Source organism: Streptomyces sp. CBMA123 (assembly GCF_014596465.1).
In the GTDB taxonomy this organism is placed as follows: domain Bacteria; phylum Actinomycetota; class Actinomycetes; order Streptomycetales; family Streptomycetaceae; genus Kitasatospora.
In genome coordinates, this window is the sequence record NZ_MECK01000073.1 from 1 (window position 1) to 19,818 (window position 19,818).

Below are 19,818 nucleotides of genomic sequence, written 5' to 3' on the forward strand. Positions count from 1 at the left end.
ACCTCCAGCGCGACGAGCACTACCGCGCGCTGCAACGGGCCCTCACCGACGCCGTGGTGGACGGCCTGTACGAGACGGCCCGGCTGCGGCCCGCCGCCTGGCGCCGCATCCTCACCCGGCACGGCCACGACCCGGCGGCCGCCGCGTCCGCCCCCGCGTCCGCCCCCGCCGGGGCGCCGACGACCGGTGCCCCCACCCGCGCCGCCTCGCCGCCCGACCACCTGCTGATCCCCTCCATCGGGGTGGACGCCCCGGTCACCGGCCTGGGACTGAACGCCGACGGCACGGTCCAGGTGCCCTCCGCCGACCAGGCCGACCAGGTCGGCTGGTACCGCAACGGCCCCACCCCGGGCGAGTCCGGCCCCGCCGTCCTGATCGGGCACCTCGACACCAAGCACGGCCCGGCGGTCTTCAAGCGCCTGCCGGAACTCCACCCGGGCGACCTGATCCGGATCGGGCGCGCGGACGGCGGCACCGTGGACTTCACGGTCCGCAGCCTGGTCCAGGCCGCCAAGGACCACTTCCCCACCGACACGGTCTACGGCGACACCCCCGGGCCCGCGCTCCGGCTGATCACCTGCGGCGGGCGGATCGGCTCGGACGGCCACTGGACGGACAACATCATCGTCCTGGCGGCCCCGGCCTGACCCGGCCCGGCGCGACCGGGTCGGGTCAGGGCGGGGCGGAGCAGGTCGGGGCGGAGCGGAGCAGGTCGGGGTGGAGCGGGCCATGCCAGGCCCGGCTCACCCGAAACGGAACCACCGGTCACCCTCCGCGCGACCTACCACCGGAACAGCCGTCACGACGGACCCGCTCCACCCGCTGCACCAGCACGACGACCACCACCGGGGCGAACCAGGAGGACGAGCACCGACCGTGGCACCACCGACCCCGCCCCGCCCCCGCCGCGCCGCCGTGCCCGCGACCGCCCTCGCCGTGCTGGCCGCCCTGACCGCCCTCGGCGTACTGGCCTTCGGCCGCCCCGCCCCCGGCGGCCTGCGGGACGACGGCCCGCGCCAGGCTGTCGCCCCGCCCAGCCCGTCCCCGTCGGCCAAGCCGCTCTGGCCCGGCCTGGCCACCGCACCGCCGCCGGCCACCTCCTCGACCGATTCCGCCGCCCAGGCCCCGCCGCAGCCCGTCCCCGACGTGACCGTCCCCGGGCACGACCTCACCGCGGCGGACGTCCGCACCCTGCTCGCCAAGGACCCGGGGGTGAGCGCGGAGGAGCGGCGCGCGCTCGAATCCTGCACCGAGTGCGAGGCGCGGGCCCCCGAGTTCCGCGACCTCACCGGCGACGGGCGGCCCGAGCTGATCGCCGCCGTCGCCACCCCCGGGCCGGTCGTCCTGCACGTCTACACCCTCGCCGACGACCGGGTCCTGCCGATCCTGCGGGTCCAGGTGCTCCAGCGCTTCAGCGCCGCGACCATCGACTGCGACCTGTGGCTGTACGAGCCGACCACCTACACCACCCGCACCACCCGCCACTACCGCTGGGACGGGAGCAGGCTCGCCCTGATCGAGAAGAAGGTGGAGGGGGTCGGCCTGCTCCCGCCCGCCGACCCGTCCGCCGACCCGACGTCCGGCGCCGGCACCGCCCAGGTGCCGTTCCCGGCCCGCCCCACCGCCGGGCCGAAGCAGCCTCCGGCCGCGGGCGTCCCCTTCCCCTATCCGTCGCGGGCCACCGCCCAGCCGTCCGGCCCCGCCGTCGCCCCGGAAGCGAAGCGATGACCACCGCAGCCGCCCCCGCCCAGCCGCACATCCTGCTCGTCGAGGACGACGAGGTGATCCGGGAGGCCACCCGGATGGCCCTGGAGCGCTACGGCTTCCCGGTCACCACCGCCGCCGACGGCCTGGAGGGGCTGGAGGCCTTCCACGCCGTCCGCCCCGACCTCCTGCTGCTGGACGTCATGCTGCCGCTGCTCGACGGGGTCGGCCTCTGCCGCCGGATCCGGGAGGAGAGCCAGTTGCCGATCCTGATGATGTCGGCCCGCACCGACCCGGTGGACGTGGTGTCCGGGCTGGAGGCGGGCGCGGACGACTACGTGGTCAAGCCGTTCGAGAGCGCCGTGCTGGTCGCCCGGATCCGTACGGTGCTGCGCCGCGTCCGGGTCGCCCCGCCGGCCGAAGCCGCCCCGGCCGTTCCGGCCTCCCAGGTCGCCCAGGTCGCCCAGTCCGGGCCTGACACCCCGCCGGCCGCCGAAGCCGCCACCGCCGTACGCCACTTCGACGGCCTGCAGGTGGACACCGACAGCATGGAGGTGCGGGTGGACGGCCGGCTCGTCCCGCTCACCCCCACGGAGCTGCGCCTGCTGCTGGAGTTCACCACCGCGCCCGGCATCGTGCTGGAACGTTCCGCCCTGCTGGAGCGCGTCTGGGACTACGAGTGGGGCGCCGACACCCGGGTGGTGGACGTCCATGTGCAGCGCCTGCGGGCCAAGATCGGCTCCGGCCGGATCGAGACCGTCCGCGGCTTCGGCTACAAGCTGCGGCGCCCGGCATGATCCTGCGCCGGATGACCCTGCGCCGCCAGATCGCCACCGCCGTCGCCGCCATCTCCGTCCTGGTCGCGGTGGCCGTCGGCCTGCTGGTCCACCAGGCGATGATCCGTCAGCACGTCGACCAGGCCCGCACAGCGGCCCTCACCGCCCTCGGCTCGGCCCTGACCGACTACGGCCGCGGCATCAGCGCCCCCGGCGCCGCCCTGGACGACCCGGCCCTGCCCGCCCGGCTGCACGGCCTCGCCGCCGACGGCCGGCAGGGTTCGCTGCTGGCGGCCGACCAGCAGGGCGAGTCGATGTGGGCGGCGGGCCCGGTCCAGGGCGGGGTGCTCTCCGTCCGGGTGGACTTCGCCCAGGACCGCCGGGCGATCGCCGACCTGGACCGGATCATCCTGATCACCGTGGTCGCCGCGGTCTTCACCACCGTGCTGGCCGGCGTCCTCGTCGCCGACCGGATCAGCCGCCGACTGCGCACCGCCGCCACCGCCGCCCGGGGCATCGCGGCCGGCGGCACCGACACCCGGATCGGCGAACTCGTCGACGGGAAGGACGAGGTGGCCGACCTCGCCGCCGCCGTCGACCTGATGTCCCGCACCCTGCACCGCCGGCTGGCCGACGAGCAGCGCTTCACCGCGGACGTCGCCCACGAACTGCGCACCCCGCTCACCGGCCTGGTCACCGCCGCCGAACTGCTGCCGCCCGGCCGCCCCACCCAACTGGTGCAGAACCGGGTCCAGGCCCTGCGCGCCCTGGTCGAGGACCTCCTGGAGGTCTCCCGGCTGGACGCCGACGTCGAGTCCCCCGACCTCTCCGCCGTCCCGCTGGAACGCGCGGTCCGCCGTACCGTCACCCTCACCGGCCTCGACGTCTCCGTCGAGATCACGGCCGGCCAGGAGGTCCGCACCGACCTGCGCCGACTGGACCGCATCCTCGGCAACCTGCTGGTCAACGCCCACCGCCACGGCGCCGGCCCGGTCGAACTCCACGTCGACGGCCGCCGCATCACCGTCCGCGACCACGGCCCCGGCTACCCCGACGACCTCCTCCACCACGGCCCCCAGCGCTTCCGCACCAACGCCCCCGAACGCGGCCGCGGCCACGGCCTCGGCCTCACCATCGCCACCGGCCACACCCGCGTCATCGGCGCCGCCCTCACCTTCGCCAACCACCCCGACGGCGGCGCCCTCGCCACCCTCACCCTCCCCCCGGACTGACCACGGCCAGCTGAACAGCGAAGGGCCAGCCCACTCGGATCACTCCGGTGAGCTGGCCCTTCGGGCGCCGGTCGCATTGCTTCCTACGCGAGCCCCCTGTCGGGTTCGAACCGACGACCCCCGCTTTACAAGGACAGGTGTTCGGCACCCCGCGCGACCTGCGGCTGGGCCACCCTGCCGGTTCCCCAGTCGCCTCGCCGCCTGCGCCCACGATTCGCCGCCACGTACCGCCCGTTCTGGCACGCCTATGGCACGCATGCACGCCGCGGGCAGCCAATGAGCACGCCAAGAATTTCCCGTTCGCCGGCCACGCACACGAGCCCACCCTGCCGCAGCACAGGTTTCAACCTCCGTGCCAACTGGTACAGTTGGGGCGTCGTCAGTTGAGGCCAGGGGTGGGAGCCGAGGGTTCGAATCACCTCGGGCTGCTCCTAGCGCTCGCTTTGGCCGCAGTGGCTTTGCAGTTTGGAATCCAATTCCTGGAAAGAAAGCAATCGGAGCCCAAAAAGCCAACCTCGGACGAAGGGAGTTCATGATGAATGTAACCAAATACGGATTTATCGCGCTTACAAAGGTGGCCGTAGCGGTCGCGACGGAGTATGTGGCTGGCGCACTCCTCACCTGAGCTGACGAACCCGACCCCCGGCTCCCTCACGGATGCCGGGGGTCTTGCACTTCCCGAGAGCCCCCATTCGCGCCGCCGGCAAGCGTCTCGCCGAGCGGGTGGTCCCCTCCTCGATCGGGCAGCTTCGCCGCACCCGGGTTCTCCAGGGGCCGCCAAGGCTCACCCGGTGACGCTTGCGCTTGGCCTTGGCGGCCCCTGGGGGTTCCGGGTACGCCCTTGGGTGTCCGGTCGAGGTGGGGGCCTCCCGCGACCCCCACGATCACCCCGTCGAAGCCGCACCCGTGCGCCTGCCCCGATCCCCTCCGAGGAGGGCCTGGCGGAGCCACATGTCCTGACCCGCACCGCCCCGCCTGCCCAGCGGGCTCACTCACCTCGGCATCCCCGGCCGCACGCTCGACGTGCGCGGCCGGCCGCCGCCGAAGCGGGGCGGAGACAGGAGCGACGGCGAGCGGCAGGGCCGCGCGCTGGCGCGCTGTGCGCGCCCTTGAACCAGTAGCGAAACTCGTAACAGCCACTCTTCCCACCCCTCCCCCAGCACCTACTCCCCTTCCTCACTCCTCCTCCGCTCGCCGCCTCGGGGTCAGTCGGCCGCCTATCATCGGCAAGCTCTGATCTGACTGCTGTTCACATCCTCGGTGCGGGAGCCATGGATACGATCACCCAGCTAGTGACCATCGCCGCGGTTGTACTCGGTGGGCTGACCACGTACGCGACGAACGCTCTGATTGAGCGGACCAAGCGTCGGGACGGGCTGCGAACCCGCTGGGACGAACGGAAGTTGGATACCTACGTCGAGTACGTGGCCGCCGTTCGGGCGTGCATCTATGCGGCTGTGCTGGCGTACGAAGTGACCCAAGACCTCCGGTCGATGCCGCGCTCGGAGCATGAGTTGTTGCTGGATCTCACCGAGTGCGAACGCCGCCGGGCATTGGCCTTCGAGCGGTTGATGATGCTGGCCGCGGAGCGCGTGATCGAGGCTGGTCATGCCGTGAACGTCGCCACGCTTGAGATCGACTGGAGGGCCCGCGGACTGGTGGACGGCACCCTGGCGGAGTGGCGCGAGCTGCATGCTGAGGCGTTCCGGGCGATCAACGCGTTCCACGACGAAGCTCGCGCTGATCTCGGCGTCAACGGGCTCTTCGCCCACCGTCGGCACTCTGATCGCGGCCTGATCCTGCCGGCCTCTCGATCCTCGACGTCTGCGGATCCCGAGTAGGAACAGCTCGGCCCCGACAACGGGTTCGTCCGTCGCCGGAGCCAGAGAAGGCCAACGCCGTCAGGCAGCCTCGAACCGCCAGGTGTCCAGGGCGAGAAGCGACTCAGCCCGGGCCTGGATGACTCCCATGCGGGCCGCACGCTCGATCTCGTGGCTGTGCGCCGCCTGGTGGGTGCTCTGCCCCGGCCACTTGCGGTACAGGAGCCCGGTCTCCTCGATGAACCACCCGCGGCTGACCGCGTTGAGCGCCAGCAGTAGCCCCGTGTCCTCAGATGCCGGGAGCGCCATCCACCCACCGAGTGCGAGGAGCAGGTCTCGCCGGATGCACAGCGTCGCCGGGTGCACCTGGGCACGGAAGTCGTGGGCCTTCCAGTGGGCCAGCACCTCGCCCCGCTCGATCGGTCCCGCCGGCGGGTCCTGGTCGAAGCCGACCGTGCTGCCGTCCGGGAGGAGGTCAAGCACGCGCGAAGTCGTCCACGCCACGTCCGGCCGGCTGGTCAGAATCGCAATGTCCCGAGCGAGTGTGCCCGCGGGCAGCTGGTCGTCGGCATCGAGTACCTTCACGAACTGCCCGATGGCTCGGGAGAGTCCCATGGTCCGCGCCATGCCCGCCCGACCGTGCCTGCCCCGACCGAAGCTGATCCGGGCGTCGTCCGGCACGTGCGGGGCCACGTCGTCCGTCTCGCCGTCCTGCTGGATCACCCACTGCCAGTCCCACCCGTTCGGGAGGTCCTGGTCAAGCAACGACTTGTAGGCGTCCGCCAGGTACTCGGCGCTGGGGCCGTAGACCGGCGTGATCACGGTTACGAGCTTGGTCATGCTCACCACCTGTCCAGCTTGGTCGTGTAGACCATCTCAGTGCGGTCGCCGGGCAGTACTACGTCGGCAACCTCCACCACGCGGTCCGTCGTGTCGACACAAGTCTTCCGGAGAACGATCACCGACACACCCACCGGCAGACCGAGTTCTTCCGTCTCCTCCGGCGTCGGCGGCCGGGCCCGGAAGGTCTCCACGATTCGGTCCAGCTCGATGCCGACGGTGAACAGCTGGTTCTGCGTCCCGCCCGGCCACGGCTCATGGTCCTCGCGGAGCAGATCCGGGTTCCCGGAAATCAGCTCCAACAGCAGGTACGACCGGGAGACATTGAACGGCGCGTGCTCCTCGCTGTGCCGGGTGCGATAGGTGCGCTGCAGAACCATGGTGCCTTCGGGAACACCGAATTCGGCAGCAAGGTCTGCGTCCGCCGGGAGCTGCTTGTACTGGGCATCGAACACGAGGTCGTTCACGGTGAGTCCGGTGTCGTGCTCGGTGGCGCCGGTCTTTTGCCGCTCCGCCTGTGACTGGCGGGCGCGGTCCTTCTCCCACTGGTGACGAAGGTTGTCGCGCTTGGCCGGGGTCGGCTGCCGGCGGACGAAGGTGCCCCGGCCGTGCTGCTTCTCGACCAGTCCCTCGGCTGCGAGGACTCCGACGCCTTGCCGGACGGTCGGCACGCTCACCCGGTACTGATCGGCGAGCGCAGTCTCCGCCGGTAGCCGGTCGCCTGGGGCCAGCTCGCCGGCCTCGATCCGGCTCCGGATGTCGGCAGCGATCCGTTCGTACTGGTTGGCCATGGTGCTGGTCACCGTCCCGTCGTGGTCTCCCGCCCATCCTAAGTCCTAAAGAGGTGTTGACGACCAGCTGAGGATCCGTCATAGTTTTCACCACGGCGCCACTCCTAATGAGGACTTGAAGACAAGATCTCAGGAGGTGCTGATGACATCCGGTATCTGCCGTGGTGAAGCTGCTCCGAGGACGACTCCCCTCGGTGCCAGATGAAGGAGCCCAGCTCATGCGCTTCATCCCCGTCGACACGACCGCCGCGCTGGTGATGGTCGCCCAGGCGCCGCGCCCGAAGCTCAAGAACCGCCAGACCGGCGAGATGGCCATGGACGCCGAGACCGGCGTGCCGCTGATCACCCTGGACGTCACGTTCGTGGCCAACGGTGAGGCTGACATCCTGTCCCTGACCGTGCCGCAGCCGGGCGTCCCGGACGGCCTGGCCCCCGGCACGCTGGTCGCCCTGACCCGGCTGATCGCCCGGCCGTGGGAGAGCGAGTTCAACGGTCAGAAGCGCTCCGGCATCGCCTTCCGGGCCGACGCCGTGACGGTCGCCGCCCCGGTCCTCGCCGGCGCGAACGCCTGATCGCCGTGGACGCCTTCACGACCGCGCTTCTGGAGCTGAGCGCCCCCGCTGCGGTTCTCGGCTCCGGCGCTCTCTACGCCAAGGCCAAGATGCCCCGGACCTACTGGGCGACGGTCGGCATCCCGCTGACCATCCACCGCGTCCGGCACGACTACGAGAACGTCATGGAGGCCTGCGGGCTGACCGTGGAACCCTCGTTCTGGCGCGCGATGGCCTCCTCCGCCACCAACCGTCCGGCCAAGCCCGCGATGCCAAAGATCCGTGGCATAAAGGCGAGTTCGACCGGCCTCCGGATCCGGCTGCGGCTCGCCCGTGGTCAGCAGACGACGGACATGGTCGACGCGGCCGAGCGCCTGCGGCACGCCTGGGAAGTCCACGCGGTGCACGTCTCGGAGATCAAGCCCGGGGTGGTGGAACTGCGGATCGTCGGCTTCGACGTCCTGCGCAACGTGCGCATGCCGCGCCGGTCCGCCGCGAAGCCCGGCCTGCTGCGGGTTCCGGTCGCACTTCGGGCCGATGGCGCCGTGCACTTCCGGGACTATCGGCAGGCGCCCAACGGGCTCAACCTCGGCGCCAACCAGTCCGGCAAGTCCATGTTCACCCGCAACCTGATCCACGGCCTCGCGCCTCAGCCCGTGGCCCTGGTGGGCATCGACTGCAAGCGCGGTGTCGAGCAGCGCCCTTTCGCGCCGCGGCTGTCTGCTCTGGCCACTGACCAGGGTGAGGCGCTCGGGCTGCTCCTCGCGCTGCTGGTCGAGATGGACGACCGGTACGACCTCATCCGTGACCACCAGGGTGTCCCCGGGTCGGTGGCGGCAGAGGATGTGACCGCCGACATCTGGGGCCTGCCCGAGAAGATCCGGCCGGTGCCCATCGTCGTCCTGGTGGACGAGATCGCCGAACTCTTCCTGGTGGCCAGCAGGGCCGATGAAGAGCGACGGAACCAGATCGTCACCGCGCTCATCCGCCTCGCCCAGCTCGCACGGGCCGCAGGCATCTTCCTGGAGATCGCGGGCCAGCGCTTCGGTTCGGAACTGGGCAAGGGCGCGACCCTGCTCCGTTCCCAGCTCACCGGCCGGACCGTCCACCGAGTCAACGACCTGGAGACCGCGAAGATGGGGCTCGGGGACGTCTCGGACGCCGCCGTCGCCGCCGCGACGAAGATCAGCCCCGATATGCCCGGCCTGGCCGTCGCCGGCGACACCTCCGGCCTTTGGTCCGAGATCCGCACCCCCTTCCGCTCGCTCGCCGAAGTCGCCCAGCGCTGCGCGGAGTTCGCGCACATGACGCCCGACCTGGACCGTCTGGCGGCCTTCCGCCCGCAGGTCGTCACCCTGCCGATGCCCGCGGCGCCACCGGACCTCATCCCGGTCTCGCTCGGCAAGTAGCGGCACCTCACCCCACGGCCGGCGCGGCTTCTCGCGCCAAGTCCTTACCCCGCCACGCCCTGACCCAAGGAGATCCATGTTTTGCGAACACTGCGGCGACGAGAACGGCGCCGAGACCGGCATCGACCACGACGAACGCGACTGCCCCTGGTACGGCTCCGCCGACTCGGACGAGGAGTGACCGCCATGTCCCGCAAGCCGTCCATCTCCGAGATCGGCGCCTTCCTCGGCCACCTCAAGGCCACCCGCGACAGCAAGACCGACACCGGCCCGCTGCTCGCCGAGAAGGCCGATCTGCTGGAGCGCATCGCCAAGGCCAACCCGGACGACGTCGACGCCGCCCAGCTCGCCCGCGAAGCCCGCACCGCCGCCGACCGCGCCCGGCGCAACAGCGAGTGACCCCGGCCGCCCCCAAGCGCACCACGGCGCCGAAGCCCGCGCCCTGCAAGCCCTGCAAGGGCACGGGACAGATCACCGAGACCGTCTACGCCGGCCGAGGCGCCCGCCGCCACTGGATCGCCGACCAGGAAGCCACCTGCCTCGACTGCCTCGGCGCCGGTACCACCCCCGCGTAACGCCCACCGCCGGCCCGGGCGGCAAGCCCACCGTGCCCCGCCCGGCCGCACTCCCCAGGAGACAGCAATGCAGCAGGACACTTACCACTGCGTCCTCACGATCCAGCGGACCACGGACGGCGGGACCGCCAGCGCCACCTTCGCGGACACCATCACGCCCAAGCCCGGGATGACCCGCGCCGATGTCTTCGACCTGGCGATCCGCCACCTGACCCAGCGCCGTCCGGAGCTGACCGGCGGCACGGTCCTCTTCTTCGCCCTCGACAAGAACCAGCTCTGACGGAGCCTGCCATGCGCCGACTCCCCAAGCTGGACGCCGTACTGGCCCAAGCGGTGATCGCCGCCGCGCTCTCCTTCGCCCACCTGCACGACCTGGCCGCAGCCGCCGGACAGGCCGGATGGAAGTCCTGGGCCTACCCGGTCTCCGTCGACCTGCTGCTCGTCGCCGCCTGGCGCCGGATGCGCTCCGGGACCGCCCGCCGGCTCGCCTGGTGCTGGTTCGTCATCGCCCTGGCTGCCTCGCTCGGCGCCAACGTCGGCACCGCCGGACTCCTCGATCTCGGCAACGCCCCGGCCTGGCTCCGTGTCCTGGTCGCCGGCTGGCCCGCCGCCGCCTTCCTCGGCGGCACCCTGCTCGCCCACTCCGCCACCGCACCGACCGAGGAAGCCCCGGTCGCGGAACTCGAACCGGACGACGCCGAGACCGACGACGCCCAGCCGCTCTACGTCCCGGTGGCCGAACCGATCACCGAGCCCGCCGTCGAGCTGGCCGTCGAACCGGCGCCCGTCGAAGCGCCCGCGACCCTCTCGGCGATCGAACCGGCCCCCGCTCCGGTGCCGGCCACGGTTTCCGCCCCGGCTCCGATGCCCGCGGTCCCGGCCTTCCTCCTCGATCACGCCCGCAAGGTCGCCGACGACCACCGCACCCGCACCGGCAACCCGATCGACGCCGCCACGCTCCGCTCTCGGCTCGGTGTCAAAGACCCGCTCGCCTCGGCGCTCGTCGCCGAACTCGCCTGAAAGGCCCACGTGGTGAACATCCAGCTCCCGTTCATCGTCGTCCTCGCGATCGTCGCCTGGCTCATCGTCCGGCACCTCCGACTGCGCTGGTGGGCCGTCGCCGCCCTCGTCCTCCTCGGCTTCTACCTCGCCGACACCTCCGCCGCCCCGCTGATCGACAACACCACCCGCGACGGCGTTTCCGTCGTCAACAAGACCAACAAGTAGCAAGTCACAAAGGAGAGTTGGTCATGAAGACCACCGCCCGCATGCCGCCCCTGGTCACCGTGGACGGCTCCGGCCTCGTCGCCGAGATCGAGGCCTACCTTGCCTCGCTGCCCGCCCCGGCCCGCATCGCCGTTCCGTACGTCTCGCCGTTCGGCTCCACCGTCCAGGCCTGGAACGCCGGCTACCCGGCACCGCGGCTTACGCTCCTCGACCGGATCACCCACCGCCCGGCCCGCCCGGCCCCAGTGAGCGTCGCCGGCCACCTGCGGCTCACCTCCCGCTACATCGGCGCCTTCGGCTGGCTCCAAGGCGCCATGTGGGACTCCACCGGCCGCGTCTGCCTCCTCGGCGCCCAGGCCGCCGTCCTCGCCCACGGCTACGGCACCCCCGGCACCGTCACCACCGCCCGGGTCCAGCTGATGGAGATCCTGCACTCCACTGGTCGCCCCGTGAACTCGCCGGACGAGTACAACGACCGCCCCAGCACCCGCCAGGCCGACGTTCACCAGCTGCTCGACCGGGCCGCCGCCCGCGCCCAGCGCCTCGGCTTCTGACCTCCCCGGGGACGGCCAACACGCCGCCAGCATCCCGCCGCCCCGGAGATCGCAACCCCCATCCACGTCCGCCCATCACGGAGGACCACCATGGATCTCCCCACGGCCTTCGCCGCCGCTGTGCCGCTCATCGGATGGACCACCCACAGCGTCTGGCTGAGCCAGCGCCTCGCCACCGCCCGCCGCGACCCGCTCACCGGGCTCCACACCCGCGACGGCTTCACCGCCCGCGCCCACCGGCTGACCCAACGCCGTCCGGACCGCACCTCGGTGCTGCTGATCGACCTGGACGACTTCAAGGCCACCAACGACACCCACGGCCACGCCGCTGGCGACGCCGTGATCACCGAGACCGCCGCCCGCCTGTCCGCCTGGTGCGGCCGTACCGGCATCGCCGCCCGCCTCGGCGGGGACGAGTTCGCCGCCGTCGCCCTGGACGCCCCCGCACGACTGCCCGAACTGCGCGCCGCCCTCAACCAGCCGGTCCCGTACGCCGGCCTCACGCTCCCGGCCTCCGCCTCGGTGGGCATCTGCCCCGTCACCGAGCTGCCGGTCGTCTCACTCACGGACGCGCTCGCCTGCGCCGACCGGGACATGTACGCGCACAAACGCGACGGCCGCACGACCCGCCGCCGCTGATCCAAAGACCGGCCCCGGGGCGGCAACACGCCGCCAAGCATCCCGCCGCCCCGAGGCCGCAACCCCTTCCCGAACCGAAGCCCACGAAGGAGAGCACCATCATGCCGCAGCACAACCACGCCCCGATCCGGATCTGCCCGAACTGCTCCGGTTTCGCCTCCGTCGCCATCGCCACCGGCGTCCGCCTCCGTGACGGCTCCCGCGACACCGTCCCGGTCAACTGCCAGACCTGCCACGGCATCGGCACCATCGCCCGCCCGCTAGCCGTCGCCGCCAAGGCGGTCTGACCGATGGCCCTCCTCGACTGGCGCGACTCCAAGCACTGGGCCAAGAAAGCCGAGCCCTGCGGCGTCTGCGACAAGCCCACCAACCTGCGCTCCGACCGTGGCAAGCCCGTCCACAAGGTGTGCGCCGAGCAGTGGATCGACCGTCACCAGAAGCCCGCCGACCAGTCCTGACCGGCCCGGCCCCGGGACTCGGCACGCTGGCCCGTCCCGGGGCCTCCCCACGGAGGGAGTCCTGCCTTGAACCGCCACATCATCGACCTGTTCGCCGGCCCCGGCGGCTGGTCCGAAGGTCTGCGCCGCCTCGGCCACACCGACATCGGCCTGGAGATCGACTCCGCCGCCTGCGCCACCCGCGGCGCCGCCGGCCACCGCACCATCCGCACCGACGTCGCCGCCTACCCGACCGCACCGCTCGTCGGAAAGGTCTCCGGCCTGATCGGCTCCTCCCCCTGCCAGCCCTACAGCGCGGCCGGACTCGGCGCCGGAGCCGACGACATCGCGCTCTGCCACCAGGGCCTTGACGACCTGGCCGCCGGCCACGACACCCGCACCGCTCTTCGAGACGCCTGCACAGACCCGAAGTCGCTGCTTGCTGTCGAACCCCTGCGGTACTCCCTCGACATCCGCCCCGACTGGATCGCCCTCGAAGAGGTCCCCTCGGTGAAACCCCTCTTCGCCCACATGGGCCGCATCCTGCACCGCATCGGCTACTCGACCTGGGTCGGAGTCCTCAACGCCGCCGACTACGGCATCCCCCAGACCCGCCGCCGGGCTTTCCTCCTGGCCTCCACCACACACCAGGTCACCCCGCCCGAAGCCACCCACGCCAAGGTGGCCGAACCCGAAACCCTCTTCGGCCCCGGCCGCACCACCTGGACCACCATGGCCGACGCCCTCGACCTGGCTCCCGGTGACGTCACCACCCGCGGCGAACACACTGCCGGCGGAAACCGGTTCACCACGACCGGCCCCGCCTGGAGCCTGACGGGTCGCGCCCGATCGTGGAAGCTCACCACCACCGACGCCAGCCCGGAACGTGAACTGAGCAGTGCCGAAGCGGGAGTTCTCCAGGACTTCTCCGCCGAGTACCCGTGGACCGGCTCACGGACCAAGCAGTTCGAGCAGATCGGCAACGCCGTCCCACCCGGCCTCGCCGCCGCGGCTCTCAGCTCGGTCCTGGAACCCGCCCGCCTGCCGCTGGCGGTGGCCGCATGATGCCGACCATCCACGCCGAACGCGACCGCCTGGCCGTTCCCGACCTCATGCGTCTGGCATCCCGGGGCGACCTCCCCCGGCTCGCTGACCAGATCCGCCGCACCGGTGGCTGCTCGAACCCGATGCACCTCAAGGGCTTCCGCACCCTCACCCACGCCCCGACCGGCGCCGTCTGGCACCGCTACTCAACCGACCACGAACCCGGCGGACGCCTCAAGGTCGCCTGCGGCAACCGCCGGGCCTCCCGCTGCCCGTCCTGCGCCCGGACCTACTCGGCGGACACCTTCCACCTGATCCGCGCCGGACTCGCCGGAGACACCACCAAGGGCGTCCCGACCTCGGTCCGCTCCCACCCCCGAGTCTTCGCCACCCTCACCGCCCCCAGCTTCGGCCCCGTCCACAACCGACCCGACAAGGGCACCTGCCGCTGCGGCCACACCCACCCCGCCGGCTCGCCGCTGCTCGGCACGCCGCTCGACCCAGCGAAGTACGAGTACGGGCACGCGGTGCTGTGGAACAACCACGCCCCCGACCTGTGGCGCCGCTTCACCGTCTACCTGTTCCGGACCATGGCGAAGATGGTCGGGCTGTACCAGTACGAGTTCAAGGAGCAAGCGAAGATCTCCTTCGGCAAGGTCGCCGAGTACCAGCGCCGGGGCGCCGTCCACTTCCACGCCGTCATCCGCATCGACGGCCCCGCTGGCCCCGACACGCCCCCGCCCGCCTGGGCAACCGTCGCTCTCCTCGACGCCGCTATCCGAGCCGCCGCCCGCCGCGCCGGAGTCCCCGTCGCCGCCGGAGGAGACCAGCCCGCCCGGGTCCTGGAGTGGGGCACACAGGTCGACGTCCGCCCGATCGGCGCCTTCTCCACCGGGGAGATCACCGAGCAGGCCGTCGCCTCCTACATCGCCAAGTACGCCACCAAGTCCGCCGAGACGACCGAGACCGTGGATCGCCGCATCCTGGAGCGCCACGAACTCGACCGCCACGACCTCCCCGCCCACACCCGCCGGCTGATCGAAGCCTGCTGGAACCTCGACCAGCACTATCCCGGCCGCCTGCTGGCGCACTGGTCCCACATGCTCGGCTTCCGGGGCCACTTCTCCAGCAAGTCCCCCACCTACTCGACCACCCTCGGTGCCCTCCGCCAGGTCCGCGCCGACTACCGCGCCGACCAGGCCCGCACCGAACTCCGGGAACGCCTCCTCGCCGCCGGGCTACCGGACCTGGACGACCTACCCGAAGCCGAGACCCTGGTCGTCGCCCACTGGTCCTTCGCCGGCTCCGGCAACTCCCCGGGTGAGGCCCTGCTCGCCGCCACCATCGCCCGGGACCTGCACGAACGCCAGACCACCGACCGACAGGAGATGCGCGCACAACTCGCGCGAGAAGAGGGGGAACAGGCATGGACCGCCTGCTGACCGTCAAGGAAGTCGCCGAACGCCTCGGCACCTGGGAGACCAGCGGGGAACGGTTCCCCCGCCGCCTGGTCGCGGAACGCCGCATCACCTTCGTCAAGGTCGGCCACCACGTCCGCATCCCGGAAACAGCCCTCGCCGACTACGTGTCCGCGAACACCGTCCAGCCGGCCACCCGGTCCCGTCGACTGCGGGCGGTGGCGTGATGGCCAACTCCAGGGGCAACCGCCGACGCTTCGGCTCGGTCCGCAAGCTCCCCTCCGGCCGCTTCCAGATCCGCTACCCCGATCCGGTCACCGGCGTGATGCGCCCCGGCGAGGAGACCTATCCCACCAAAACCGACGCCGAAGTCGCCCTCACCCTCATCGAGGCCGACATCAAGCGCGAGCAGTGGACGGACCCAGATGCCGGGAAGGTGAAGTTCGGGGACTTCGCCGACAAGTGGCTCAAGGAACGCAAGCTGGAGGAGACCACCAGGGAGCGGTACGAGGGCGTCCTTCGGCTGCACATCAAGCCCGCGCTCGGCGGGAAGTTCATCTCCGAGATTACGGCCGCCCGCGTCCGCACGTGGCGAACTCGACTCCTGGAAGCGGGAGTTGGTGAGCCGACCGTCGTCAAGGCGTACCAGCTCCTCCGCAGCATCATGACTACAGCCGTGGACGATGAGCTGATCAAGCGCAACCCGTGCCGGATCAAGGGCGCCGATGTCTACGACGTCCCGGAACGGCCCGTCCTGACTGTCCCCGAGGTGTACGCCGTTGCGGCGGCCATCCAGCCCCAGTGGCGGGCGCTCGTACTGCTGACCGCGTTCACTACACTCCGGCTCGGCGAGCTGGCCGCGCTCCACCGCCGGGACGTCGACCTGGACGCCCGAATCCTCTGGGTCCGCCGGAATCAGGCCGAGCTGGGCAGCGGCAAGCTGATCACCAAGGCGCCCAAGAGCCGCGCCGGCTTCCGCCCGGTCTCGTTCCCGGACCTGATCGTCCCGGACCTCGAACGCCACCTGGAGCGCCACGCAGGCAGGGGGCAGGACGGGCTCTTCTTCGTCGGCCCCCGGGGCGGCACGCTCCGCCGGAGCAACTTTCGGGACGACTGGACCGCTGCCAAGGCGAAGGCTGGCGTCTCCCCGGACATCCACTTCCACGACGTCCGACACACCGGCAACAACATCGCTGCGCAGAACGGGGCCAGCACCCGGGAGCTCATGACCAGGATGGGTCACAGCACCACCCGGGCCGCGCTGATCTACCAGCACATGACCAGCGACCGGGACCGTGCCATCGCCGACAAGATGGGCGAGGCCGCCCGCAAGGCTCTCGGCGAGGACGACGATCCGCCGGACGCTTCTGGCACGCCCGTGGCACAGCCCGAGTAGCACCGCAGCAACGACGAAGGGCCAGCTCCTCCGGATCACCCCGGTGAGCTGGCCCTTCGGGCGCCGGTCGCATTGCTTCCTACGCGAGCCCCCTGTCGGGTTCGAACCGACGACCCCCGCTTTACAAGAGCGGTGCTCTGGCCAGCTGAGCTAAGGAGGCACGGTGGCCGTCCGCGACGGATCACGGCGGCACCGGGGGCAGTCTACCGGGCCGGGGTGGTGGGGTGGGGGGATATCCGGGGGTTGGCGGGGTGGGCGGGCGTGATGGAACCGACGCCTGAATCGGGGCGATGGGGGCTGACAAGCGACGGGAGCGCAGGTAGCGTCGCCGGGAGCCGGTCCGATGGTGGTTCAGACCACTGATGGACCGGCGGAGACGAACGAACCCCCTTTACTCGGATCGTCCGGCACGTTCCTGCCGGTGAAGGAGAGAACGACCATGGCTTCTGTCACGTACGACCAGGCGACCCGCATCTACCCGGGGGCGACCAAGCCCTCGGTGGACGCGCTGGACCTGGAGATCGCGGACGGCGAATTCCTCGTGCTGGTCGGCCCGTCGGGCTGCGGCAAGTCGACCAGCCTGCGCATGCTGGCCGGCCTGGAGGACGTCAACAGCGGCGCGATCCGGATCGGCGACCGGGACGTCACCCACCTGCCGCCGAAGGACCGGGACATCGCGATGGTGTTCCAGAACTACGCGCTCTACCCGCACATGACCGTCGCCGAGAACATGGGCTTCGCGCTCAAGATCGCCGGCGTGAACAAGACGGACATCCGCACCAAGGTCGAGGAGGCGGCGAAGATCCTCGACCTCACCGAGTACCTGGACCGCAAGCCGAAGGCGCTCTCCGGCGGTCAGCGCCAGCGCGTCGCGATGGGCCGGGCGATCGTCCGCCAGCCGCAGGTCTTCCTGATGGACGAGCCGCTGTCGAACCTGGACGCCAAGCTCCGCGTGTCCACCCGCACCCAGATCGCCGGCCTGCAGCGCCGCCTGGGCATCACCACCGTGTACGTCACCCACGACCAGACCGAGGCGCTCACCATGGGCGACCGGGTCGCGGTGCTCAAGGACGGTCTGCTGCAGCAGGTCGACACCCCGCGCAACATGTACGACAAGCCCGCGAACCTGTTCGTGGCCGGCTTCATCGGTTCGCCGGCCATGAACCTGGTCGAGGTGCCGCTGGTGGACGGCGGGGTGAAGTTCGGCGGTTCGGTGGTCAACATCTCGCGCGAGAACCTGGTCGGCGCCGGCACCGACAAGACGGTGATCGTCGGCATCCGCCCGGAGCACTTCCAGATCGTCCCGTCCGGCGGCATCGAGGGCGTCGCGGTGACGGTGAACGTGGTGGAGGAGCTCGGCTCGGACGGCTTCGTCTACGGCACCACCCAGATCGGCGGCGTGGACAAGGAGCTGGTGGTCCGGGTGCCCGGCCGCCAGATCCCGACCCGCGGCGAGACCGTCCACGTGGTGCCGATCGCGCAGGAGACCCACGTCTTCGCCACCAGCAGCGGCCAGCGCCTGAGCGTCTGCGACTGACGCGACCGAGGCTGCCCGCCCGGCAGCTGACGGGGAGCCCGTCGGACCGCCTCCGGTCCGGCGGGCTCCGTCCGTACACCCCCGCGTCAACACGGTGCAGGGACGAACCCGGACACCGTGTCACTCGATGGCGTGACGGAGGGCGATCCTGCCCGCACCCACCGCTACTCTCCTGAGGGTGAAGCAGCTTGTGCGCCGTATCGGCCAGACCGTCGCCCTGACCCTGCCGGTCGTCCTGGTGACCACCGGCACCCTCGCCGTGACCCGGGTCCCCTGGGCCCCACCAACCGCGCTCGATCAGCAGGTCGTGGCGGCGTCCAGCGGCGACGGCGTCGGCATCGGGCGGTCCACCACCGCCGCCACCACGACGGACGGCCTCGCCCCGCAGGAGTCGCTGCGGGTGGCACTGCTGGACGAGCTGCGCGCCAAGAACCCGTCCGCCGCGCTGGACCTGCTGGAGCGCTCGATGCGCGAGCAGCCGGCGCTGACGCCGTACTGCACCTCGCTGGCCACCGAGTTGGGCAAGGCGGCGGTGCGCAAGTACCAGGGCGACGTGCAGCGGGCCCGGTCCTTCGCCCGCCCGGTCTGCGACGGCTCCTTCGCGGCGGGCATCGCCGGCTGACGAGCGCCGGCTGACCGCAGCCCGCAAACGGACCGACGGACGGCGGCAACTCCCGCCGGGCGCCCTATTGTTCAGGCATGACCGCTGACTCCGGCCCCGCCGCCGACCTCGCGTCCCCCCAGCCCCAGCAGGCCTTGCAGTCCCAGCAGTCCCAGCAGGCCCCGCAGTCCCAACAGGCCCAGACCCGGCCGACCACGACGCCCGTCACCCAGGCCGTGATCCTGGCCGGCGGCCAGGGTTCCCGGCTGCGCCCCTACACGGACGACCGCCCCAAGCCGCTGGTCGAGATCCCGGGCACGGGCACGCCGATCCTGGGCCACCAGCTGGCCTGGCTGGCCGCCGAGGGCGTCACCGATGTCGTGGTGTCCTGCGGCCATCTCGCGGACGTGCTGGAGGAGTGGCTCGACAAGGCGGAACTGCCGCTGCGGGTGCGCACGGTGGTCGAGGCCGAGCCGCTCGGGCGCGGCGGCGGCCTCAAGCACGCGGCGAAGGCGCTGCCCCGCCCGGACGAGCCCTGGTACGCCACCAACGGCGACATCTGGACCCGCTTCAGCCTGCGCGACATGGCCGCCTTCCACCACGAGCGGGACGCCGTGGCGACGCTCGCGCTGGCCCGGCCGCGGATCCCCTGGGGTGCCGTGGAGACCGACCAGTTCGGCAACGTGCTGGACTTCATCGAGGCCCCGCCCTCGCCCTTCCTGATCAACGCCGGCCTGTACGTGTTCAGCCCGGAGTTCGCCGACCTGCTGCCGGACGTGGGCGACCACGAGCGCACCACCTTCCCCCAACTCGCCCGCAGCAAGCGGCTCGCGGGCTACCAGCTGCCGCAGGGCGTGTACTGGCGCGCGATCGACACCGCGAAGGACCTCACCGAGGCGGCCAAGGAGCTCGCGGCCTACCGCGACAGCTCCCGCTGACGAGCAGCGAGCACCCCGCGAGCACCTCGCTGGGTCCCGCGGGACCCAGCGGGACCCGGCGCCGCACCCGACGCCGCACCCCGCCGCGCACAGCACAGCGCTACGGCCGGGTGCTCCCCCACGGAGCACCCGGCCGTAGCGCGCCCGGCGGCCTCAGGTGGCCGTCGGCGTCCCCGGACGGGAGGACTGCCCACCGGACAGGTCGGCCAGCGGTCCGCTGCCGAGCACCGGCCCGCTGCCCAGCACCCCGCCGAGCAGCCCGGAGCCGTTGCTCGGGCTGGGCTTGGGCGCCGTGCCCGAGCCGCCGGGGGCCGGGGTGCGCTGGGCGG

Annotated in this window: 25 protein-coding genes and 1 tRNA gene; 23 read left to right on the top strand and 3 right to left on the bottom strand. The window is 71.7% G+C overall.

The window, feature by feature from the left end:
* The 5 genes from BG452_RS11245 to BG452_RS11265 all read left to right on the top strand — a co-directional run.
* Nucleotides 1–647, top strand: a 647-nt coding sequence (locus tag BG452_RS11245) for a class F sortase (protein ID WP_317620992.1), incomplete at its 5' end; no start/stop codon positions are given.
* 229 nt (nucleotides 648–876) lie between these two features.
* Nucleotides 877–1,728, top strand: coding sequence for a hypothetical protein (locus BG452_RS11250; RefSeq protein WP_188304099.1), 852 nt, complete (start codon nucleotides 877–879; stop codon nucleotides 1,726–1,728).
* Nucleotides 1,725–2,501 carry a response regulator transcription factor gene (locus tag BG452_RS11255; protein ID WP_188304100.1) on the top strand — a complete coding sequence of 259 codons (777 nt, stop codon included), beginning with the start codon at nucleotides 1,725–1,727 and terminating at the stop codon, nucleotides 2,499–2,501. Before BG452_RS11250 ends, BG452_RS11255 begins: the two co-directional genes overlap by 4 nt.
* 11 nt (nucleotides 2,502–2,512) lie before the next feature.
* Entirely contained in the window at nucleotides 2,513–3,712 is a 1,200-nt protein-coding gene (locus BG452_RS11260) for a sensor histidine kinase (RefSeq protein ID WP_188304101.1), read from the top strand.
* Nucleotides 3,713–4,983: 1,271 nt separating this feature from the next.
* Nucleotides 4,984–5,553, top strand: coding sequence for a hypothetical protein (locus BG452_RS11265; RefSeq protein ID WP_188304102.1), 570 nt, complete (start codon nucleotides 4,984–4,986; stop codon nucleotides 5,551–5,553).
* A 60-nt stretch (nucleotides 5,554–5,613) separates the two neighbouring features.
* Here the strand turns inward: BG452_RS11265 and BG452_RS11270 are convergent, their stop codons facing one another.
* Together BG452_RS11270 and BG452_RS11275 are read right to left on the bottom strand one after the other, a co-directional pair.
* Nucleotides 5,614–6,372 (bottom strand): glycosyltransferase family 2 protein, encoded by a 759-nt coding sequence (locus BG452_RS11270; RefSeq protein ID WP_188304103.1) that lies wholly within the window; start codon nucleotides 6,370–6,372, stop codon nucleotides 5,614–5,616.
* A 2-nt stretch (nucleotides 6,373–6,374) separates the two neighbouring features.
* Nucleotides 6,375–7,163 (bottom strand): GntR family transcriptional regulator, encoded by a 789-nt coding sequence (locus tag BG452_RS11275; RefSeq protein ID WP_188304121.1) that lies wholly within the window; start codon nucleotides 7,161–7,163, stop codon nucleotides 6,375–6,377.
* A 218-nt stretch (nucleotides 7,164–7,381) separates the two neighbouring features.
* On the opposite strand from BG452_RS11275, the gene BG452_RS11280 reads away from it, so the two are divergent.
* From BG452_RS11280 to BG452_RS11350, 15 genes are all read left to right on the top strand, one after another.
* Nucleotides 7,382–7,735 carry a hypothetical protein gene (locus tag BG452_RS11280; protein ID WP_188304104.1) on the top strand — a complete coding sequence of 118 codons (354 nt, stop codon included), beginning with the start codon at nucleotides 7,382–7,384 and terminating at the stop codon, nucleotides 7,733–7,735.
* A gap of 266 nt (nucleotides 7,736–8,001) precedes the next feature.
* The gene (locus tag BG452_RS11285; protein WP_411292935.1) at nucleotides 8,002–9,123 is read left to right on the top strand and encodes an FtsK/SpoIIIE domain-containing protein; all 1,122 of its coding nucleotides are present in this window, start codon (nucleotides 8,002–8,004) and stop codon (nucleotides 9,121–9,123) included.
* Nucleotides 9,124–9,309: 186 nt separating this feature from the next.
* Entirely contained in the window at nucleotides 9,310–9,522 is a 213-nt protein-coding gene (locus tag BG452_RS11290; protein WP_188304105.1) for a hypothetical protein, read from the top strand.
* Nucleotides 9,519–9,698, top strand: a complete 180-nt coding sequence (locus tag BG452_RS11295; protein ID WP_188304106.1) for a hypothetical protein — start codon at nucleotides 9,519–9,521, stop codon at nucleotides 9,696–9,698. Before BG452_RS11290 ends, BG452_RS11295 begins: the two co-directional genes overlap by 4 nt.
* A 67-nt stretch (nucleotides 9,699–9,765) precedes the next feature.
* The gene (locus tag BG452_RS11300) at nucleotides 9,766–9,978 is read left to right on the top strand and encodes a hypothetical protein (protein WP_188304107.1); all 213 of its coding nucleotides are present in this window, start codon (nucleotides 9,766–9,768) and stop codon (nucleotides 9,976–9,978) included.
* A gap of 11 nt (nucleotides 9,979–9,989) precedes the next feature.
* On the top strand, nucleotides 9,990–10,718 hold the full coding sequence (locus tag BG452_RS11305; protein WP_188304108.1) for a DUF2637 domain-containing protein: 729 nt from the start codon (nucleotides 9,990–9,992) through the stop codon (nucleotides 10,716–10,718).
* Nucleotides 10,719–10,730: 12 nt separating this feature from the next.
* Nucleotides 10,731–10,925 carry a hypothetical protein gene (locus BG452_RS11310; protein WP_188304109.1) on the top strand — a complete coding sequence of 65 codons (195 nt, stop codon included), beginning with the start codon at nucleotides 10,731–10,733 and terminating at the stop codon, nucleotides 10,923–10,925.
* A 23-nt stretch (nucleotides 10,926–10,948) separates the two neighbouring features.
* Nucleotides 10,949–11,479 (top strand): hypothetical protein, encoded by a 531-nt coding sequence (locus BG452_RS11315; protein WP_188304110.1) that lies wholly within the window; start codon nucleotides 10,949–10,951, stop codon nucleotides 11,477–11,479.
* A 90-nt stretch (nucleotides 11,480–11,569) separates the two neighbouring features.
* Nucleotides 11,570–12,118 carry a GGDEF domain-containing protein gene (locus tag BG452_RS11320; RefSeq protein ID WP_188304111.1) on the top strand — a complete coding sequence of 183 codons (549 nt, stop codon included), beginning with the start codon at nucleotides 11,570–11,572 and terminating at the stop codon, nucleotides 12,116–12,118.
* 101 nt (nucleotides 12,119–12,219) lie between these two features.
* Complete coding sequence (locus BG452_RS11325) at nucleotides 12,220–12,405, top strand: hypothetical protein (protein ID WP_188304112.1); 186 nt, start codon at nucleotides 12,220–12,222, stop codon at nucleotides 12,403–12,405.
* A gap of 3 nt (nucleotides 12,406–12,408) precedes the next feature.
* Nucleotides 12,409–12,576: a hypothetical protein gene (locus tag BG452_RS11330; RefSeq protein WP_188304113.1), complete on the top strand. Its 168-nt coding sequence runs from the start codon at nucleotides 12,409–12,411 to the stop codon at nucleotides 12,574–12,576.
* 66 nt (nucleotides 12,577–12,642) lie between these two features.
* On the top strand, nucleotides 12,643–13,620 hold the full coding sequence (locus tag BG452_RS11335; protein ID WP_188304114.1) for a DNA cytosine methyltransferase: 978 nt from the start codon (nucleotides 12,643–12,645) through the stop codon (nucleotides 13,618–13,620).
* Nucleotides 13,617–15,041: a replication initiator protein RepSA gene (repSA, locus tag BG452_RS11340; protein WP_317620994.1), complete on the top strand. Its 1,425-nt coding sequence runs from the start codon at nucleotides 13,617–13,619 to the stop codon at nucleotides 15,039–15,041. The genes BG452_RS11335 and repSA overlap by 4 nt, the downstream gene beginning before the upstream one ends.
* On the top strand, nucleotides 15,026–15,244 hold the full coding sequence (locus BG452_RS11345) for an excisionase family DNA-binding protein (protein ID WP_188304115.1): 219 nt from the start codon (nucleotides 15,026–15,028) through the stop codon (nucleotides 15,242–15,244). The genes repSA and BG452_RS11345 overlap by 16 nt, the downstream gene beginning before the upstream one ends.
* Nucleotides 15,244–16,413 (top strand): tyrosine-type recombinase/integrase, encoded by a 1,170-nt coding sequence (locus BG452_RS11350; RefSeq protein WP_188304116.1) that lies wholly within the window; start codon nucleotides 15,244–15,246, stop codon nucleotides 16,411–16,413. The genes BG452_RS11345 and BG452_RS11350 overlap by 1 nt, the downstream gene beginning before the upstream one ends.
* 86 nt (nucleotides 16,414–16,499) lie before the next feature.
* On the opposite strand, the gene BG452_RS11355 is transcribed toward BG452_RS11350, so the two are convergent.
* Nucleotides 16,500–16,573: transfer RNA gene (locus tag BG452_RS11355), tRNA-Thr, on the bottom strand.
* 279 nt (nucleotides 16,574–16,852) lie between these two features.
* Here BG452_RS11355 and BG452_RS11360 point away from each other — a divergent pair.
* The 3 genes from BG452_RS11360 (at nucleotide 16,853) to BG452_RS11370 (ending at nucleotide 19,489) form a co-directional block, all read left to right on the top strand.
* The gene (locus tag BG452_RS11360) at nucleotides 16,853–17,950 is read left to right on the top strand and encodes an ABC transporter ATP-binding protein (RefSeq protein ID WP_188304117.1); all 1,098 of its coding nucleotides are present in this window, start codon (nucleotides 16,853–16,855) and stop codon (nucleotides 17,948–17,950) included.
* A 178-nt stretch (nucleotides 17,951–18,128) separates the two neighbouring features.
* Nucleotides 18,129–18,572 (top strand): hypothetical protein, encoded by a 444-nt coding sequence (locus BG452_RS11365; RefSeq protein ID WP_188304118.1) that lies wholly within the window; start codon nucleotides 18,129–18,131, stop codon nucleotides 18,570–18,572.
* 77 nt (nucleotides 18,573–18,649) lie between these two features.
* The gene (locus tag BG452_RS11370; protein WP_188304119.1) at nucleotides 18,650–19,489 is read left to right on the top strand and encodes an NDP-sugar synthase; all 840 of its coding nucleotides are present in this window, start codon (nucleotides 18,650–18,652) and stop codon (nucleotides 19,487–19,489) included.
* Nucleotides 19,490–19,818 lie beyond the last annotated feature (329 nt).

Bases quoted from the DNA above. Each gene is read 5' to 3' on its own strand.
- BG452_RS11270 (WP_188304103.1), bottom strand. From the start codon at position 6,372: ATGACCAAGCTCGTAACCGTGATCACGCCGGTCTACGGCCCCAGCGCC.
- BG452_RS11330 (WP_188304113.1), top strand. From the start codon at position 12,409: ATGGCCCTCCTCGACTGGCGCGACTCCAAGCACTGGGCCAAGAAAGCC.
- BG452_RS11370 (WP_188304119.1), top strand. From the start codon at position 18,650: ATGACCGCTGACTCCGGCCCCGCCGCCGACCTCGCGTCCCCCCAGCCC.
- BG452_RS11345 (WP_188304115.1), top strand. From the start codon at position 15,026: ATGGACCGCCTGCTGACCGTCAAGGAAGTCGCCGAACGCCTCGGCACC.
- BG452_RS11350 (WP_188304116.1), top strand. From the start codon at position 15,244: ATGGCCAACTCCAGGGGCAACCGCCGACGCTTCGGCTCGGTCCGCAAG.
- BG452_RS11360 (WP_188304117.1), top strand. From the start codon at position 16,853: ATGGCTTCTGTCACGTACGACCAGGCGACCCGCATCTACCCGGGGGCG.
- BG452_RS11290 (WP_188304105.1), top strand. From the start codon at position 9,310: ATGTCCCGCAAGCCGTCCATCTCCGAGATCGGCGCCTTCCTCGGCCAC.
- BG452_RS11255 (WP_188304100.1), top strand. From the start codon at position 1,725: ATGACCACCGCAGCCGCCCCCGCCCAGCCGCACATCCTGCTCGTCGAG.
- repSA (WP_317620994.1), top strand. From the start codon at position 13,617: ATGATGCCGACCATCCACGCCGAACGCGACCGCCTGGCCGTTCCCGAC.
- BG452_RS11275 (WP_188304121.1), bottom strand. From the start codon at position 7,163: ATGGCCAACCAGTACGAACGGATCGCTGCCGACATCCGGAGCCGGATC.
- BG452_RS11300 (WP_188304107.1), top strand. From the start codon at position 9,766: ATGCAGCAGGACACTTACCACTGCGTCCTCACGATCCAGCGGACCACG.
- BG452_RS11305 (WP_188304108.1), top strand. From the start codon at position 9,990: ATGCGCCGACTCCCCAAGCTGGACGCCGTACTGGCCCAAGCGGTGATC.
- BG452_RS11320 (WP_188304111.1), top strand. From the start codon at position 11,570: ATGGATCTCCCCACGGCCTTCGCCGCCGCTGTGCCGCTCATCGGATGG.
- BG452_RS11315 (WP_188304110.1), top strand. From the start codon at position 10,949: ATGAAGACCACCGCCCGCATGCCGCCCCTGGTCACCGTGGACGGCTCC.
- BG452_RS11265 (WP_188304102.1), top strand. From the start codon at position 4,984: ATGGATACGATCACCCAGCTAGTGACCATCGCCGCGGTTGTACTCGGT.
- BG452_RS11260 (WP_188304101.1), top strand. From the start codon at position 2,513: ATGACCCTGCGCCGCCAGATCGCCACCGCCGTCGCCGCCATCTCCGTC.
- BG452_RS11280 (WP_188304104.1), top strand. From the start codon at position 7,382: ATGCGCTTCATCCCCGTCGACACGACCGCCGCGCTGGTGATGGTCGCC.
- BG452_RS11325 (WP_188304112.1), top strand. From the start codon at position 12,220: ATGCCGCAGCACAACCACGCCCCGATCCGGATCTGCCCGAACTGCTCC.